Here is a 17,067-nt window from a genome sequence, read left to right as displayed (position 1 = left end):
GGCCGGGGGTGCTAAAAATGATATTTTCTGCTCCATTCTCTTGAAGTTAGTGTGCTGGTGCAATAAAAAAGGTTTTTTGGAGTTTTAAGTAGGTGTTGGAATGTTAAATATTTAATTTGCAGCGAGTTAATTTTTTATGATACATTTATGGTATCATTGTTGGAACATTATAATGCGTAACCAAAAAAATCAATGTATGCGAAACAAAATTCTTTTACTGGCCGCTTTTATAACAGTATCTTTTGCGTTCACCGCAACTTACGAAACTTCAGCATCTTCTAAAGAAAACACAGAAATTTCCGTCTCAAAAACTTCAGATGAAACAACAGCTCCTCTCTCTGCAGAAGAGGAAAGAAAGGAATTATATAAGCTGTTTTCGAAAAACAATATCAGCATGCCTTCTCAAGAGTCTTTTATAAAAGCTTTAACAGGTTATGCTAAATTAGTGGATGAAGGAAAGATCAAAAATGAAATTTTGACCATTATTGATTTCAGTCTTTCTTCCGCTGAAAAAAGAATGTGGGTACTTGATATGACTACAAATAAAGTGCTTTATAATACGCTTGTAGCTCATGGAAAAAATACCGGCCTTAAAATGGCCAAGAAATTCTCGAATAAGAACAGCTCTTTCCAAAGTTCTCTTGGTTTTTACGTTACAGCAGAAACCTACTATGGTAAGAACGGACTTTCTCTTTTCATTGACGGAATGGAAGAAGAGTTTAACAGCAATGCCCGCAGCCGGTATGTTGTGATGCACGGTGCAGCTTACGCCAATCCCGACTTCGTAAAAAGAACCGGAAGACTTGGCCGTAGCCTTGGATGCCCTGCAATTCCCCAGGCACTTACAAAAAAGGTTATTAATTTAATTAAAGGTAATTCTGCTTTGTTTATTTACCATACAGATCAAAATTACCTGAATAATTCAACCTATCTTAACGAGACGAGCGCTTAATCCTGTAAAAGGGCAGTATAAACTTCCCGGTCAAGATCATAAACATCCTCGGTAAAAACAGTTTTCCCATTGTCCCTCCAGGCAGTCCAGTAAAAATGGTGCACCTGGATGCGACTTTTTATTTTAACCTGGGTAGTTTTCCCGGTATGAATGGTTTGATTGATTTTCTCCAGGTCCCATTCCTGGTCTTCAACGACATAAGCAGCAAGATCTATGGTATTTTCGACACGCACGCAACCTGAACTTTCTGCCCGGTAATTTTGCTGAAACAACGCTTTTGCAGGCGTATCATGTAAATAGATCAAATAATCATTGGGGTAGATGATTTTCACCCGCCCCAAAGGATTTGACGGACCCGATTCCTGTACAAAGTTATAATTCATTACGTTATCATTGTTCCAGTCAATAGCAGCAGGATCTACCTGCTCGCCGTCGTTTGAATAGATTGAAATATTGTTGTTTTCAAGATACGACAGGTCTGCAGAAGCCGACGGGATTACATCCTGCTCTTTTATCGTTGGAGGAATGGTCCACTCGGGGTTGATTACAATGTACTGTAAAGTATCACTGAAAACAGGCGTTGGTCGCGCTTTGGCACCTGCAATCACGTCGTGGTTTCTAACAGTATCGCCATCCTGTACTACTGCCAGTTCAAATGCCGGAATATTTACCAGAATATAATGTTCTCCCAAATCACGAGGATACCATCGCCAGCGCTCAAGATTTGCTAAAATTTGATTGTAGCGATCTTCGGGAGTCATATTCAGTTCGCGTATCGTGGAATTTCCAAGAATGCCATCTACCTGTAACCCCTTTTTTTTCTGAAAATTCTTTACCGCCTCCTGTAAGCTGCTATCGTAGGTGCTGTCTTGTGAGGTATATGAATTTTCCAGAACTTCCAGTTCCTTTAACCGCTGCACTAATGCAGGAATTCTAACGTTTTTTTCTCCCGACTTTATAACCGGTCCTTTTTCTATTTTGGTAATTCCAGCCTCTTCTTTGTTCTTGATGTCTCGATATTGCTCCAGTGATTTTTTAAGGTCTTTGTAGACCTGTTGATTAGGTTTCAGGTTGGCTAAAGATTCCTGGATTTCCCCATTTTTAAGTGCTGTGGCTAAAATTGGTTCGAAATCTTTATCTTGCCGGTTTACGCCCCAATGTTTATACATCCTGGCAGGATTGAGTTTCCCGTAAAACAGGTGAGATGCATATTCGAAAAAAGCATCTGAAAGAAGAATTTCAAGATTCGCTTGCACTTCTATAGAAAGATTTGCAGGATCTTGCATGAGTGCATCCAACTTTTGCCCGTGGTAGTCATTATATTCCAGCCCTTCATTCTGCGCTTTTTTTAATTCATCAAAAAAAGCAGATCTATCTTCAGAATTATTCCAGGCGGCCGCATTAGACCGATTTTTATAAAATTCTAAAACTTTTTCCCTCTGGTGAAGTTGCAATTGATCACTTTCAAGTACTGCAGCGATTCCTTCGGAAGTAACATTAAGGTCTTTGGAGGTGTCACGGCTAAAAACTCCATCAAAAAATGAATTTTCAGAAGATGTTTCACTTTCAGCGGACTTAGGATCTTCATTGCATGAACTAAGCAGTATACCACAAAATGTGAAAAGCATCAGGTTTTTTAATAAGTTGCTTTCGAAAGTCAATTTCTTTTTCATGATTATTTTATAGAGGTGCCGGTGAAGTTTCTTTGGTGGGAATTTTTAGAGAAAGTACTCATTATCACCCATTTTTAAAGACTTTGTTGCTGTGTGTTCTTGCGATGTTTCTTTGCCGGAGTTCAGGGTTTTGCGGCGCAAAAGTAATTGAAATCTTTTGTTCTTCAGAGGAAAAAATGAGGACTCAAAAGCACATTTTTGACAGCTAACATTTTCAATTATTTCCGATAAAGTTAATTATTTATTAGCTTGGGAGCCATGGGAAGGCACCCACTGGTATTGGAATAAATTGGCGAGCCGAAGAAGCTTTTATCTTCAGAAGCTGTGCCGAACTTTCTAAATCAAAGAGCGGCACATTTTCCAAAATTGATTTTTAAAATAAATCTTTCCTGAAGAGGTAGTTAATTTTCTTCTTGTACTCTTACGTCCTGGTAATCTTCGTGACGCTCAAATTGTTTTGCAGCATAGGCGCATAAAGGATCTATTTTAAGATTATTTTCCCGGGCAAATTCCACACTGTGTTTTACTAGTGCACTCGCCAGCCCTTTCCCTTCCATGTCCGGTTCGGTTTCGGTGTGATCAAGGGTGATCACGCCGTTGTCCATCTTTTTGTAGGTAAGTTCGGCTACAATATCGCCATCTTTTTCTATGTAGAACATTCCGTTGCCGTCCTGTTCCTTCTGCTGAATATTTTTATCCATTTTCTTTTCCTTTTTTAATTGCGTCCACGATTCCATACTCCAGCGATTCTGAAGCATCCATCCAGTAATCTCTGTTGAAATCCTTCAAGATCTTTTCGTAATCCTGTCCGCAGTTCTCTGCCAGGATTCTGGCGCTTTGTTCTTTGATTTTCAATATTTCGGCAGCCTGAATTTCTATATTAGATGCCTGTCCCTGCGCACCACCACTAGGTTGATGTATCATTACCTTGGCATGTGGCTGTACGAAACGTCTTCCTTTAGTACCTGCAGAAAGAAGGATAGAGGCCATTGAGGCAGCCAGTCCTGAGCAAATAGTTGAAACAGGGGAATTAAGTGACAGCATGGTGTCATAAATAGCAAATCCTGAAGTCACGTAACCACCGGGGCTGCTTATATAGAACTCAATCTCATCATTACTTTGGGCGTCAAGGAAAAGCATTCTCTCAATGACATGTTTCGCGCTCTTTTCATCTACCTGTCCCCACAGAAAAACCTTTCTGGTGTCGAGTAAAGTATTGTCTATTAAATCTTGCGTTTTGCTGCGTTTATCTTTCATTTCTTTGCTTTAAAGCTTATTTCAATTAATAGCTAAAAATATGACTATTTTTGCAGAAAAACAGGGAATGGAACTCGCATTTAACAAGATTTTAAAGGAGGAAATACCACTAATTCTGCCGTTTGCACAGGCGCTTATGGGAAATCAGTTTACAGATGAAATTCTAATAGAACGATTTTCTGAAATGTTCAACCAGAATTATGAATGCCACGGAATTTTTCTAGACGGGGAGCTGGTAGGCATTTTTGGTCTTTGGTTTATGACCAGGCATTATGCAGGACGATCTTGTGAACCCGACCATATCTACATTGATGAAAAACACAGGAACAAAGGAATTGGTAAAAAGTTGTTCGAATTCATTCATGAATATGCAGAAAGGAGAGGCTGTGAAACTGCAGAATTAAATAGTTACGTGAGCAACTACCGTTCGCATAAATTTTATCTCAATGAGGGCTTTGAAATAAAAGGATATCATTTTCTGAAAAAGCTATAAAAAAGTTTGGAAGAATAAATTTTTGTGGGTTATATTTGCAGGGCTAATGCGGGAGTAGCTCAGTTGGTAGAGCGTCAGCCTTCCAAGCTGAATGTCGCCGGTTCGAACCCGGTCTCCCGCTCAAAGAAGTCTGAAACCTCATCAAATCGATGAGGTTTTTTCATTTTGCAGGTTTTTCTAAAGCAAGATCTCACATCAAATCCTCTCCTCTGAAATCTTTGCCGTGTTCCGCAGCAAATCTATTTCTTCAAAAAGCATAAAAAAACCGGACATTTCTGCCCGGTTTTAAATATCAAGATAGATTCTTTTATCCGTTCATGGAAATAAGGAACTCCTCGTTGTTTTTTGTTTGTTTAATCCTGTCATTAATGAATTCCATTGCTTCCACAGGGTTCATATCGGCAAGATATTTTCTCATTACCCACATGCGTTGCAAAGTGTTTTCATCAAGTAAGATGTCATCGCGACGTGTACTTGAGGATGTAAGATCAATAGCAGGGAAAATGCGACGGTTGGCGATCTTCCTGTCTAATTGAAGTTCCATATTACCGGTACCCTTAAATTCCTCAAAAATCACTTCATCCATTTTAGATCCTGTTTCTGTAAGTGCTGTGGCAATAATAGAAAGAGATCCGCCGCCTTCAATATTTCGGGCAGCACCAAAGAAACGCTTTGGTTTATGTAAGGCGTTTGCATCAACACCTCCACTTAACACTTTTCCGCTGGCAGGTTGTACCGTGTTATAAGCACGCGCCAGTCTCGTAATGGAATCAAGCAGGATCACTACGTCGTGTCCGCATTCAACCATTCTTTTGGCTTTTTCAAGTACAATATTTGCAACCCTTACATGCTCGTGTGCTTCCTTGTCAAAGGTAGAAGCTACAACTTCTCCTTTTACGTTTCGCTGCATGTCTGTAACCTCTTCAGGGCGTTCATCGATCAATAGAATGATTTGATAAACTTCTGGATGATTGGCTGCAATTGCATTGGCAATGTCCTTAAGTAGCATTGTTTTTCCCGTTTTTGGCTGGGAAACAATCATTCCCCGCTGTCCTTTTCCAATTGGAGAGAACATATCCATAATTCTTGTGGAAACGGTACTTTGTCTTTCTGCTATATTAAATTTTTCCTGAGGGAATAAGGGCGTTAAATGTTCAAAAGAAACGCGATCCCTTACCACCTGTGGGGCCAGACCGTTGATCTTATTGATCTTGATAAGCGGAAAGTATTTCTCTCCTTCTTTAGGAGGGCGAACCTGTCCTAAAACGGTGTCTCCGGTTTTTAGTCCGAATAATCTTATCTGAGATTGAGAAACATAAATATCATCAGGTGAAGAAAGATACATGTAATCTGAAGATCTAAGGAAGCCATAGCCGTCCTGCATGATATCCAAAACTCCTTCACTCTCAATTATAGCATCAAACTCATAATCAGGTTCCTTGTAGCGGTTGCGGTTGTCTCTGTTACCACTGTCACGATTCCCGTTATTCTTCTGGTTGTTATTGCCAGAATTCTGATTGTCCTTCTGGCGGTTGTTATCTTTTCTGGAATCTCTTTGATTATTTCTCTTGGAATCATCCTTTTTTCCTGGAGAAGATTGATCCTTATCTTTTGAAGAGGGACGATCTTTAGATTTTGCTGAAGATTCCTGCTTTGGGTTTGAATCCTGCTTAGGACTTTTCTTCTGGTGGGAAGTGCTATTCTCCTTACCTGAAGGCTTTTGCTCCTTGGCCTCTTCCTTTTTTTCTGGTTCCTTAGTGGTGTCTGAAGTAGGAGGGGTTTTACTGTCGCTTTCTTTTTTCATGCGAGGTTTACGCTGTCTTTTTTCAGGCTTTTTGTCCTCTTTTTTATCATCATCTGTCAAAACTTCCTGCACTTTTTGAGGATTGGAAGCCTGGTAATCCAGGATTTGGTACACCAAATCCAGTTTTTTTTGACTGCGGTATTTAGGAACGTTTAAAGTTTTGGCTATTTCCTGCAGCTCAGGCAGCTTTTTAGCTTTTAATTCTGAAATTTCAAACATGAATGTTGTTGAATAAAATTTGTCTTTGGTTTACTTAACCTTCTCGAGGAAGAATCGAAAAATAATTTGGAGTCTTAAGTAACCTGTGTTGAAATGGTTACGAAATGATACTGCAATTATACAACTTTATTTTTTATTTTAAATATGGTTTCTAAAAAGAATCTTTTATTTTTGTGCCACCATTGAGCGATTTATGTTACAACGAATTCAAACTATTTACCTTTTATTGGCTGCCCTTACGAGCGGTGGATTGATATTTGTTTTTAACTTGTGGGAGAACACAGCAGGAGAACCTGTTTATGCTCAGGATGATTACAGCGTGATGTTGTTTTTCCTGATTTCTGCCTTACTTTCGCTGGTAACGATTTTTTTATTTAAGAACCGAAAGCTTCAGTTTGTGCTGGGGCGAGTCAATATCTTATTAAACTTAATTTTACTAGGATTATTTGTCTATTGGTCCCTAATGGTACCTGGAGAGAGTAATATCTCAGAGAAAGGTATTGGGATGCTGATTCCAGTTATTTCTATCGTTTTTTTAGTGCTGGCCAATAAGGCCATCAAAAAGGATGAGGATCTTGTAAAATCTGTGGACCGACTGCGATAAACCTTTCATCTTAGTAGTATTAGTGCGTAAAAACCCGGAGTGAAAACTTCGGGTTTTTTTGTGGAAAAATGTTTCGAAAATGACATTTTTGAGACATTTTATTTCTAGAATCTTTTAGTTCTATTATAGTTTCTGAAAACTGCCCACTGGACGCGGTATACTACTTCTTCCCTAGCTCTATTACTTCAAGATCCTTAATATCTTTTCCATCTATAGTAAACCGAAGCATGGTTCGCATTTGATGAAAACCCTGTTTTCCTACAGCACCCGGATTCATATGTAGAAGTCCCAGTTTTTTGTCGTTCATTACTTTGAGGATGTGAGAATGACCGCTTATAAAAATTTTGGGAGGATTGCTTCTTATTTCTTCTCGTATGGCCGGGGAATACTTTCCGGGGTAGCCGCCAATATGGGTGATCCATACATCTACTTCTTCGCACATAAATCTTTGGTGCAGTGGGAATTCCTTTCGAATTTCTGCGCCGTCTATATTACCATAAACCGCTTTTAGGGGTTTTACTTCTTTTAATCGGTCGCTAACAGCAGTAGTGCCAATATCTCCTGCATGCCATATTTCATTGGCTTGAGCTGCATAAGATAGTAAACGTTCATCCATATAACCGTGTGTGTCGCTAAGCAACAATATTTTCTTCATCAGTTAATTTTTATATGAATATACAAATCTATGACAGGAAAGCCATTTTAGGTTGGCTATTATGGCTTATCTTTGTTTTTTCAATTGTTAAAATAGCGAGATAGCTTGAGATATTTTTTGGAGCTTGCGTACCAGGGAAAGGCTTATCACGGCTGGCAACGGCAACCAAATGCCATTTCGGTGCAGGAGGTGGTTGAAAATAAGCTTTTTACCCTTTTTCAGGAGCACAAAGAAATTGTAGGGGCCGGACGAACAGATGCCGGGGTGCATGCCAAACAGCTTTTTGCACACTTTGATGCCCGGGAAGGGCTTAATGAAGATTTGGTGTTCAAGCTCAATTCCCTGCTTCCAAATGATATTGCGGTACAAGCTTTGTTGCCTGTTTTACCGGGAGCTCATGCTCGTTTTGATGCGGTTAGCAGAAGTTATGAATATCATGTGATTCAGGAAAAAGATCCTTTTGCACATGATTCTGCACATCTTGTGAAAAGAAACCTGGACGTGGATTCTATGAATGCTGCAGCCAAGATACTTCTGGAATATTCAAACTTTAAATGTTTTTCTCGTTCCAGAACAGATGTCTTTACCTATAACTGCAAAATTGAATATGCCTTATGGGTCCAGAAGAAGGATAGGCTTGTTTTTCATATTAAAGCAGACAGGTTTCTCCGTAATATGGTTCGTGCTATTGTTGGAACTATGTTGGAGATAGGGCTTGAAAAAATGGAAGTTAAAAAAATGCATGATATAATCCGTAGCGAAGACAGGGGTGAGGCAGGGGCATCTGTACCGGCAAAAGGATTGTATTTAACACAGGTAGATTACCCTAAAACAATTTTTATTTAATGGCGGCATCATCGGGAAATGCGTTTGATTTTAAATTATTCAAAAGACTGCTTGAATATACCAAAGCCTATAAATGGACATTTTATTTTGTAGGGATCGCGGCTATATTGCTATCTTTTTTCGCCGTACTGCGGCCATACCTTTTACAGGTCATCATTGACAGTGCCATTGTTCCCGAAGATAGAGGGGAACTGGTTTTTTATGTTGGCTTAATGGCTGGTGCTTTGATCCTGGAAGTCGTTTTCCAGTTTTGCTTTATCTACTTTGCCAATCTTTTGGGGCAGGATGTGATTAGGGATCTAAGGGTAGATCTTTTTGAACACATGCTTCAGTTTAAAATGAAATATTTCGACCAGTCGGCTGTAGGAAGACTGGTAACCCGGGCAGTGAGTGATATTGAAACTATTGCAAGTATTTTTAGTCAGGGGCTTTTTATGATCATTAGTGACCTGCTTAAAATGCTTACTGTTTTAGGTTTTATGTTCTACCAAAGCTGGAGGTTGACTTTGCTTGTGCTTATTATCATGCCATTCATCCTTTACGCTACGAGGGTTTTTCAGAAAAAAATGAAAGCTGCTTTTGAGGTGGTGCGTACAGAAGTTGCCAATCTAAATTCCTTTGTTCAGGAGCGTATTACCGGAATGAAGATCGTGCAGCTGTTTACCCGTGAGGAAACAGAATACAATAAATTCAAGGACATTAACGACAAACACCGCAAAGGCTGGATTAAGACAGTTTGGTATAACTCAATTTTCTTTCCTATCGCTGAAATGTCTACCTCTATTACCATTGGTCTCATAGTCTGGTACGGCGGTTTACGGGTTATGGCAGGAAGCGAGGCGATCACGCTGGGTGCCATCATCATGTTTATTGAACTTACGCAAATGCTGTTCCGGCCATTGCGACAAATTGCAGATAAATTCAATACGCTTCAAATGGGAATGGTAGCTGCAAATAGAGTTTTTGGCATTCTGGATACGAAAGCTTCTATTGCAGATGAAGGAAAAATTGAGATTGATCATTTGCGTGGAGAGATCGAATTTGATAATGTACGATTTGGATATGTGGAAGGTGAAGATGTTTTGAAAGGTGTTTCTTTTAAAGCGAACATTGGAGAAACTGTGGCAATTGTAGGAGCGACCGGAGCCGGAAAATCAACGGTGATTAATCTTTTGAACCGTTCTTACGAAATCCAGGGCGGAAGGATTCTTGTTGATGGAATTGATGTTAAAGACATTACTCTTAAATCCTTACGGTCTCAAATTGCCATCGTTCTGCAGGATGTTTTTCTTTTTGCAGATACTATTAAGAACAATATTACTTTAAATCATCCAGAAATTTCCAGGGAAGAAGTCGTGCAGGCAGCTAAAGATATTGGCGTGCATAAATTTATAGACACTCTGCCCGGTGGATACGATTATAACGTGAAAGAAAGAGGTGTGATGTTATCTTCAGGACAAAGGCAGCTAATCGCTTTTTTGAGGGCTTATGTAAGCAATCCCAGTATATTGGTGCTTGATGAAGCCACCTCCTCTGTAGATTCCCATAGTGAACATCTTATCCAGGATGCAACCGATAAAATTACAAAAGGAAGAACTTCTATTGTTATAGCCCACCGACTGGCGACCATTAAAAAGGCAGACAGGATCCTGGTAATGGATGCCGGTGAAATTGTAGAAACCGGAACGCATCATGAACTACTTCAAAAGGAGAACGGGTATTATAAAAATCTTTATGAAGTGCAATTTATGGAGGAAGAAGCGATCTAGGTTTTACACCAAATCTGCCTTCAGTTTGCTAACGAGCTCATCTCTTCCTTCATACATCACGAATTCGCCGTCTCTTATGTAGGATATTTGCCCGGTTTCTTCACTAACCACCAGCGCCAGGGCATCTGTTTTCTCGGTAATTCCTACTGCAGCTCTGTGTCTTAGCCCAAAGCGGAGCGGAATTGTACGATCATTTGAAACTGGTAATACCACCCGCGTGGCTGTAATAAAATTATCTTCTATTACAATGGCACCGTCGTGCAGGGTACTGTTCTTATAAAATACCGATTCTAAAATAGGCTGATTGATCAAAATTTTCATTTTGTCTCCGGAATTTTTCACAAAGTCCAGGCTAGTATTCCGCTGAATAACAATTAAAGCTCCCGTATTAGTCCTGCCCATATTTTCACAGGCGCTTACAATAGCTTCAATGTCATTAGGTGTTTCAAGGTCGTCTTTTATCAGTTTTAAAGTCTGAAGAAATTTTCTCCTTCTGGCAAAATTCGTCGAACCAATCATAAGAAGAAATTTCCTGATCTCCTGCTGAAAAACGACGATTAGAGCGAACATTCCCACCCCGATGAATTCCCCTAAAACGCTGCTAAGCATCTCCATTTGAAGAAATTGCGTAAGTTTTCCCACGAGGTAAATGATCGCGATCCCAATGAAGATGTTTACCGCTACCGTTCCTTTTACCAGCTTATAAAGATAGTAGAGTAGGGCTGCGATGAGAAGGATGTCTACTATGTCGAGAATGCGGAGGTCTAAAAAATCCAAAGTGGTCGCTTTTCGGTAAATGTAAAAAATATAAGTTTAGTTCCTAAGTCGCGTTGTCAATTTCACGCATTCCACGGCTTCTTTTACATCATGAACCCGCAGGATATGTGCTCCGTTCAAAAGTGATACTGTGTTGAGAACCGTTGTTCCATTAAGAGCTTCATCAACCGAGATATCAAGCGTTTTATAAATAAGAGATTTTCTGGAAATACCTGAAAGAATGGGTAATCCCAGATTTCGAAAAAGCTGCAGCTTGGCAAGCAGTTCGAAATTTTGTGAGATGTTCTTTGAAAAACCGAAACCGGGATCAATAATGAGGTCGTTTATTCCCATTTTTCGGGCTTCAGCAATTCTTTCTGAAAAATAGAAGAGAATATCCTTAACCAAATCATCGTACTGGTTGAGGTCTTTCATATTTTTCGGGGTGCCGCGCATGTGCATGAGGATATACGGCACCTGAAGTTCTGCCACGGTTTTGAACATATTCTCATCAAGATTCCCTCCGGAAATATCATTTATGATCGCTGCTCCATGCTTTACCGCCTGGCGCGCAACTTCACTTCTAAAAGTGTCAATACTTAAAAGAACTTCAGGAAATTCCTTCAGCAGCATTTTCACCACCGGGATCATTCTGCTCAATTCTTCCTCTTCGGAAATATCTGCAGCGCCCGGCCTGCTGCTATAGGCTCCTACATCAATAAAATCGGCTCCTGCTGTGAGCATTTTTTTAGTATGTAGAAGTATGTCTTTTTCAGAATTATTTTGTCCGCCGTCATAGAAGGAATCTGGCGTTAAATTTAATATCCCCATTACTTTGGGTGTCGTAAAATCTATTAAATTGCCTTTACAGTTGATCGTCATTAAAAAAGCTGGTTATTTGGATGGAAAAATTAACTTTGACAAATCGAATTATTTCAGCGAAATTTACGCAAATTACCGGTTTATATGAAGGATACTTCTAAACAATACGATGCGGTGGTACACGAAACCCGCAGCTTGTTTATTAATAAAATGAAAGATTACGGCTGTGCCTGGAGAATTCTCAGGCTGCCATCCCTAACCGACCAAATTTACATTAAGGCACAGCGTATTCGTGGTCTTCAGGAAAATGAAGTGAGAAAAGTAGATGAAGGGGAAGTGCCGGAATTTATTGGTATCATTAACTATTCGGTAATGGCGCTTATCCAACTGGAAAAAGGCGTGGCAGAACAACCCGATCTTTCTACCGAAGAAGTGAGTGCACTGTATGATCGCGTCGTGAAAGAAACGAAAGAGCTCATGGAGAACAAGAACCATGACTATGGAGAAGCCTGGCGTGATATGCGCGTAAGTTCTCTTACAGATCTAATTTTGCAGAAACTTTTACGCATTAAACAAATAGAAGATAACCAGGGCAAAACGATTGTAAGCGAAGGCATTGGAGCAAATTATCAGGATATGATCAATTATGCTGTTTTTGCGCTTATTCTGATTGGAGAAGCCGAGGAAGAAAATGTCCACATTTAAAATTTTAGAATGAAAATAGCAGTAGGTATCGCCAGATTATTAGTCGGAATTCTCTTTATTTTTTCCGGATTTGTAAAACTCAACGATCCTATTGGTTTCAGTTTTAAACTCGAAGAATATTTTAGTCCGGCGGTTCTTGATCTTGAATTTTTAGCGCCTTTTGCACTGGTTATAGCTATACTGCTGGTAGTTTTTGAACTCGTGCTGGGAATCATGCTGCTTATTGGCTATTTGCCAAAATTCACCACCTGGGCTTTGCTGCTCATGATCTTATTTTTCACCTTTCTTACGTTCTATTCTGCATACTTCAATAAAGTGACCGATTGTGGTTGCTTTGGTGACGCAATTCCGCTTACGCCATGGCAGTCATTTATCAAGGATGTAATCCTGCTGGTCTTGATCGTATTCCTGTTCGTTAAGAGGAAATTCATCAAGCCGGTTTTTGCAAAAGCATCTCATCGCTGGATTGTCTTCCTGTCTTTTATGCTCTGTTTTACCTTTGCATATTACGTGTTGATGCACCTGCCATTGATAGATTTTCGGGCATATAAAGTTGGCAATAACATCACTGAAAAAATGACCATTCCCGAAGGTGCTCCCGAAGCCGTGTATGATTATCATTGGAAGTTTAGAGAAAATGGTGAGGAGAAAATCGTCACTACACAAGGATCTTATCCGCAGGTAACGGGCGAATTTATAGATGTAGAGACAGAACTGGTTCAGGAAGGTTACGAAGCTCCAATTCATGATTTTTCTATGGAAAAGGACGGCGAGAATTTCACTTCAGAAATTTTACAGGAAGAAAAACTTATCTTGATCGTTGCCTATAGTTTGCGACGGAGTGAGGAGCCGGGGCTTCAGAAAATGAACGCTGTGGCTAAGGCTGCCGAGGCAGAAGGTTACAGGGTGATAGGTCTATCTGCTTCCGGGGAAGAATTGAAAGCGGAAGTAAAGGAAAAATATGATCTTGATTTTCCATTTTATTTTAGTGATGAAACTGCTTTAAAAACCATTATCAGGAGCAATCCTGGCATTGTGAAGTTGCACAAAGGTACGATCTTACAAAAGCTGCACTGGAACGATGCAGAACAGTTGGAGCTCTAGCATACCTTTCAAAAATGTGCATTTTGAAGAAGTTTTCCAGCTTTTTCCGTTTCCAAAAAGGGCGCTTTTCTCCATACTTATCAATATATTTGTAGAGATTCCTTCCGGAGGAAAATATTTATCAACCAAGACAGCAGTGCGGATAGTTCTTCAAAAAGGCCGTTCTGTGATTAAAATCTACCAATATGAGAAAAAACATAGTTGCAGGAAACTGGAAAATGAATAACGATCTTTCAGAAACTGAAGATCTTTTGGCACAATTGAAACAGCATTTGGAAGAAACACCCGATGCAAAAGTCATCGTGGCACCTTCTTTTACGAATCTTTACCACGTTTTTCAATCTTTGGCAGATACTCCAATTGAAGTAGCAGCTCAAAACATGCATCAAAGTGAGAATGGTGCCTTTACAGGAGAAGTTTCTGGCAAAATGCTTAGCAGCGTTGGTGTAAAACATGTGATTTTAGGGCACAGCGAACGTCGCGCGATCTTCAATGAAACCGACGCTCTTTTAGCCGAAAAAGTAGATGCAGCTTTGAAAAATGACCTGCAGGTGATCTTTTGTTGTGGGGAAGAACTGGAAGAAAGAAAAAATGACAATCATTTTGAGGTAGTCAAAAAGCAGCTTTCAGAAGGTCTTTTTCATATCTCTAAAGAGAATTGGAAAGATGTTGTGATTGCATACGAGCCGGTTTGGGCGATTGGAACAGGAGAAACCGCTTCTCCCGAGCAGGCGCAGGAAATGCATGCATTCATTAGAAAAACCATTTCTGAAAAGTTTGGAAGTGAGATTGCTGCTGAGATTTCCATCTTATACGGCGGAAGCGTTAAACCCGCGAATGCCAAAGAAATCTTTGCAAAAGAAGACGTTGACGGCGGACTCATTGGTGGCGCCAGCTTAAAAGCCGAAGATTTCCTTGCGATCGTTCACTCCTTTTAAAATATATAAATGGATTACCTCGAATTTAAATTTACCATTGAACCTGTGCAGCCTGCTTCCGAAATTCTCATCGCAGAGCTGGGTTTGGCCGGCTTTGAGAGTTTTGTTGAAAATGAGGACGGCGTGACGGCGTATATTCCGAAGGAAGAATTTGAGGAAGAAGCCTTGTCGGGAGTACACGTTCTACAGTCGGAAGAGTTCGAGATCACTTATACTTCCAAAGAAATCGCGCAGGTGAACTGGAACGAAGAATGGGAGAAAAATTTTCACCCCATTCTGGTGGATGACATTTGTAGTGTGAGAGCGCCTTTTCACCCCGAAGTAAATGTGAAATACGACATCGTCATTGAGCCAAAAATGTCATTTGGTACAGGCCATCACGCTACAACTCACATGATGATCCAGTTTTTACTGAAAAATGACCTGCAGGATAAAAAAGTGCTGGACATGGGTTGCGGTACCGGAGTTTTGGCTATTGTAGCCGAAAAAAGAGGTGCTCAAGCTGTAGACGCCATAGATATTGATAACTGGTGCTATCTCAACACACAGGAAAATGTGGAGCGCAATAAGTGTGAGAAAATTTCGGTATTCGAAGGAACGGCAGAATTATTGGGCGGGAAACAATACGATACCATTATCGCTAATATTAATAGGAACATCCTTTTGCAGGATATGACTACCTACAGCAAGTGCCTTAAAAAGGGTGGAGAACTCTATCTCAGCGGATTTTACGAAGCAGATATTCCCGTGATAAAAGAAGAATGCGAGAAGCAGGGACTTCAATACCACGAGGGGTTAGAAAAGGATGAATGGGTAGCATTGAAATTCTTGAAAAGGTAAATTTCAAGGATTTTTATTATCTTTAAGCGCTATTGAAAAACGAGAGATTATGAGCACGAAGGAAGAAGTTTTAGAAGAAGTACAGGTCCAGACGAAAGAAGATAAATTACATGAGATCATTTTATATAATGATGATTATAATACTTTTGATCATGTGATAAATACTTTAATTGCGGTTTGCGAGCATACAGCCGAGCAGGCAGAACAATGTTCGCTACTGGTACATTACAAAGGCAAATGTGCCGTCAAAACCGGAACCTACAAAGAATTGGAACCGCGGTGCAGCAAGTTGCTAGATGCCGATTTAAGTGCTGAAATTATTTAGTGAAAGAATGTTCCAAAGAATATAAATTAAAACCTGCAGTTTCCCTGCAGGTTTTTTGTTTTAAAAAAAATGAATTTAAAATGCCATTTTTGGATCTTAACTAGCCGCCATATAGAGCAATGAGAAGATCACCAGTACAATAAGAATAGAGATAAGGATTGGCTTGATCCAGCTTTTCTTGCGATACGCTGTGTCGCGACCAATGTATTTATTCCAGAAATATTCATTAAGTATGGCAGCACCAATCACATTAGCTATAAAAGTTAGGCTGGTGTCAAGATTGAGTAGCTGTAAAACAGCCGCAGTTGCAAATAAGTAGCCTATGCCAAAGAGCATCACCCATTGTGCAGCTTTTCTCTTACCTAAATTTCGAAGATTTATGACCAGCAAGGTAGCCGAAAAAATTGGTGAAAATAAGATAGCAAAGATCAGGATGAGATTTTTTGAGTACAACTCGGGCGTTTCTTCCTGCGGATTTCCCGGAAAAATATGATCAGTTTTTTCTTGTTCTTCCTCAGTATCTTTTGGGTAATGGGACATTGTTATAGCTGAATGATTTACGCATTTCTAATTTTTTTCCGAAGAAAATTCCGGAATGCAAAAGTATTAAAAAGCTTCTGAAAAACAGCAGCGTTAAAGGCGTCAAAAAGGCTGTTTTTCGAGCCATTTTCTGAAGTAGGAATTAATAAATTTTCGTCTGTAGTCATACTTTCAGGAACTAAGTGTTCTTAATAACTTTTTCAAGAGTTCTTGTGCAATGGAGAAAATGGAATCGTACTTTTTTTAGATTTGCTTTTCTAATTTCTGAAGCATATTATGAGCGCATTTGTTATAAGTAAACGACCGGGAGGAGATTATAAATTTACATTCGCGTCCAGAAAGGGAAAAACCATTTTTACCAGTATTGCATGTAAACAAAAATCTGATTGTGAAGTAATGATCAATGCGATACAGGAGGATACCACGAATTTCACCTTTTCCAAAAAACGGACGGGAGGTGGAAAATATTTTTTCAGGATCTCCAGAAACGGACTCGTGCTTGCTACCAGCAGGAAGTTCACTACAGAACTTATGCTGCAAAAGGGAATTGACCAGATCCTGAAATACGTTCCCGTGGCCGAAACTCTTGATTTTTCTGAATCTGAAGATATTTTTGCAGAGGCAGATTCACCAGCCGAAGTGCAGATGTAATAATTGAAAGAGCCAATTAAGATCAGAAGCAAAACTGGAAGTCCCCTTTAAAGGAGATCCAAAATTGACATTTTTGAGGGAAATTATCGAAATGAAATAGAAAAGGAGAAGAAA

20 protein-coding genes and 1 tRNA gene are annotated in these 17,067 nt (G+C 39.7%); 12 read left to right on the top strand and 9 right to left on the bottom strand.

Going from position 1 to position 17,067, the window contains the following annotated elements; all coding sequences use genetic code 11:
* The first annotated feature begins 196 nt into the window (after positions 1 to 196).
* A complete protein-coding gene (locus tag ACOV1Q_RS13340; RefSeq protein ID WP_424494900.1) occupies positions 197 to 952 on the top strand; it encodes a murein L,D-transpeptidase catalytic domain family protein in 756 nt (251 codons plus the stop codon).
* On the opposite strand, the gene ACOV1Q_RS13335 is transcribed toward ACOV1Q_RS13340, so the two are convergent.
* The 3 genes from ACOV1Q_RS13335 to ACOV1Q_RS13325 all read right to left on the bottom strand — a co-directional run bounded on the left by ACOV1Q_RS13335 (position 949) and on the right by ACOV1Q_RS13325 (position 3,882).
* Positions 949 to 2,625: a L,D-transpeptidase family protein gene (locus ACOV1Q_RS13335; protein ID WP_424494899.1), complete on the bottom strand. Its 1,677-nt coding sequence runs from the start codon at positions 2,623 to 2,625 to the stop codon at positions 949 to 951. The genes ACOV1Q_RS13340 and ACOV1Q_RS13335 overlap by 4 nt on opposite strands.
* Positions 2,626 to 3,026: 401 nt before the next feature.
* Positions 3,027 to 3,326 carry a GNAT family N-acetyltransferase gene (locus ACOV1Q_RS13330; protein WP_424494898.1) on the bottom strand — a complete coding sequence of 100 codons (300 nt, stop codon included), beginning with the start codon at positions 3,324 to 3,326 and terminating at the stop codon, positions 3,027 to 3,029.
* Complete coding sequence (locus tag ACOV1Q_RS13325; protein ID WP_424494897.1) at positions 3,319 to 3,882, bottom strand: ClpP family protease; 564 nt, start codon at positions 3,880 to 3,882, stop codon at positions 3,319 to 3,321. Before ACOV1Q_RS13325 ends, ACOV1Q_RS13330 begins: the two co-directional genes overlap by 8 nt.
* 40 nt (positions 3,883 to 3,922) lie before the next feature.
* On the opposite strand from ACOV1Q_RS13325, the gene ACOV1Q_RS13320 reads away from it, so the two are divergent.
* Positions 3,923 to 4,375: a GNAT family N-acetyltransferase gene (locus ACOV1Q_RS13320; RefSeq protein WP_424494896.1), complete on the top strand. Its 453-nt coding sequence runs from the start codon at positions 3,923 to 3,925 to the stop codon at positions 4,373 to 4,375.
* Between the two features lie 48 nt (positions 4,376 to 4,423).
* Positions 4,424 to 4,496, top strand: a tRNA-Gly gene (locus ACOV1Q_RS13315).
* A 186-nt stretch (positions 4,497 to 4,682) separates the two neighbouring features.
* Here ACOV1Q_RS13315 and rho read toward each other — a convergent pair.
* Entirely contained in the window at positions 4,683 to 6,398 is a 1,716-nt protein-coding gene (gene rho, locus ACOV1Q_RS13310; RefSeq protein WP_424494895.1) for a transcription termination factor Rho, read from the bottom strand.
* A 193-nt stretch (positions 6,399 to 6,591) separates the two neighbouring features.
* Between rho and ACOV1Q_RS13305 the strand changes: the two genes are divergently transcribed.
* On the top strand, positions 6,592 to 7,002 hold the full coding sequence (locus tag ACOV1Q_RS13305; RefSeq protein WP_424494894.1) for a DUF4293 domain-containing protein: 411 nt from the start codon (positions 6,592 to 6,594) through the stop codon (positions 7,000 to 7,002).
* A gap of 160 nt (positions 7,003 to 7,162) precedes the next feature.
* Here the strand turns inward: ACOV1Q_RS13305 and ACOV1Q_RS13300 are convergent, their stop codons facing one another.
* Positions 7,163 to 7,657: a metallophosphoesterase family protein gene (locus tag ACOV1Q_RS13300; RefSeq protein ID WP_424494893.1), complete on the bottom strand. Its 495-nt coding sequence runs from the start codon at positions 7,655 to 7,657 to the stop codon at positions 7,163 to 7,165.
* 105 nt (positions 7,658 to 7,762) lie between these two features.
* Here ACOV1Q_RS13300 and truA point away from each other — a divergent pair, with 105 nt between their 5' ends.
* Together truA and ACOV1Q_RS13290 are read left to right on the top strand one after the other, a co-directional pair.
* On the top strand, positions 7,763 to 8,503 hold the full coding sequence (gene truA / locus ACOV1Q_RS13295) for a tRNA pseudouridine(38-40) synthase TruA (protein ID WP_424494892.1): 741 nt from the start codon (positions 7,763 to 7,765) through the stop codon (positions 8,501 to 8,503).
* Positions 8,503 to 10,272, top strand: a complete 1,770-nt coding sequence (locus tag ACOV1Q_RS13290; RefSeq protein WP_424494891.1) for an ABC transporter ATP-binding protein — start codon at positions 8,503 to 8,505, stop codon at positions 10,270 to 10,272. The genes truA and ACOV1Q_RS13290 overlap by 1 nt, the downstream gene beginning before the upstream one ends.
* 3 nt (positions 10,273 to 10,275) lie before the next feature.
* Here ACOV1Q_RS13290 and cdaA read toward each other — a convergent pair whose 3' ends face one another.
* Both cdaA and folP read right to left on the bottom strand, forming a co-directional pair.
* Complete coding sequence (gene cdaA / locus ACOV1Q_RS13285) at positions 10,276 to 11,049, bottom strand: diadenylate cyclase CdaA (RefSeq protein WP_424494890.1); 774 nt, start codon at positions 11,047 to 11,049, stop codon at positions 10,276 to 10,278.
* 36 nt (positions 11,050 to 11,085) lie between these two features.
* A complete protein-coding gene (gene folP, locus ACOV1Q_RS13280; protein ID WP_424494889.1) occupies positions 11,086 to 11,910 on the bottom strand; it encodes a dihydropteroate synthase in 825 nt (274 codons plus the stop codon).
* 84 nt (positions 11,911 to 11,994) lie between these two features.
* Between folP and ACOV1Q_RS13275 the strand changes: the two genes are divergently transcribed.
* From ACOV1Q_RS13275 to ACOV1Q_RS13255, 5 genes are all read left to right on the top strand, one after another.
* Complete coding sequence (locus tag ACOV1Q_RS13275; protein ID WP_424494888.1) at positions 11,995 to 12,555, top strand: DUF1599 domain-containing protein; 561 nt, start codon at positions 11,995 to 11,997, stop codon at positions 12,553 to 12,555.
* Between the two features lie 9 nt (positions 12,556 to 12,564).
* Complete coding sequence (locus ACOV1Q_RS13270) at positions 12,565 to 13,659, top strand: BT_3928 family protein (RefSeq protein ID WP_424494887.1); 1,095 nt, start codon at positions 12,565 to 12,567, stop codon at positions 13,657 to 13,659.
* A 185-nt stretch (positions 13,660 to 13,844) separates the two neighbouring features.
* A complete protein-coding gene (gene tpiA / locus ACOV1Q_RS13265) occupies positions 13,845 to 14,597 on the top strand; it encodes a triose-phosphate isomerase (RefSeq protein ID WP_424494886.1) in 753 nt (250 codons plus the stop codon).
* 9 nt (positions 14,598 to 14,606) lie between these two features.
* Positions 14,607 to 15,437: a 50S ribosomal protein L11 methyltransferase gene (prmA, locus tag ACOV1Q_RS13260; RefSeq protein WP_424494885.1), complete on the top strand. Its 831-nt coding sequence runs from the start codon at positions 14,607 to 14,609 to the stop codon at positions 15,435 to 15,437.
* A gap of 49 nt (positions 15,438 to 15,486) precedes the next feature.
* Positions 15,487 to 15,762 carry an ATP-dependent Clp protease adaptor ClpS gene (locus ACOV1Q_RS13255; RefSeq protein WP_424494884.1) on the top strand — a complete coding sequence of 92 codons (276 nt, stop codon included), beginning with the start codon at positions 15,487 to 15,489 and terminating at the stop codon, positions 15,760 to 15,762.
* 96 nt (positions 15,763 to 15,858) lie between these two features.
* Here the strand turns inward: ACOV1Q_RS13255 and ACOV1Q_RS13250 are convergent, their stop codons facing one another.
* Together ACOV1Q_RS13250 and ACOV1Q_RS13245 are read right to left on the bottom strand one after the other, a co-directional pair.
* Positions 15,859 to 16,302 (bottom strand): hypothetical protein, encoded by a 444-nt coding sequence (locus tag ACOV1Q_RS13250; protein WP_424494883.1) that lies wholly within the window; start codon positions 16,300 to 16,302, stop codon positions 15,859 to 15,861.
* Between the two features lie 17 nt (positions 16,303 to 16,319).
* Positions 16,320 to 16,469 (bottom strand): hypothetical protein, encoded by a 150-nt coding sequence (locus ACOV1Q_RS13245; protein ID WP_424494882.1) that lies wholly within the window; start codon positions 16,467 to 16,469, stop codon positions 16,320 to 16,322.
* 109 nt (positions 16,470 to 16,578) lie between these two features.
* Here ACOV1Q_RS13245 and ACOV1Q_RS13240 point away from each other — a divergent pair, with 109 nt between their 5' ends.
* Entirely contained in the window at positions 16,579 to 16,953 is a 375-nt protein-coding gene (locus ACOV1Q_RS13240) for a YegP family protein (RefSeq protein WP_424494881.1), read from the top strand.
* Positions 16,954 to 17,067 lie beyond the last annotated feature (114 nt).

Source organism: Salinimicrobium maris, from assembly GCF_049680855.1.
Taxonomy (GTDB): Bacteria; Bacteroidota; Bacteroidia; order Flavobacteriales; family Flavobacteriaceae; genus Salinimicrobium.
The sequence above is the reverse complement of the archived record's forward strand: the minus strand, read 5'-3'. Positions and strand labels throughout refer to the sequence as shown.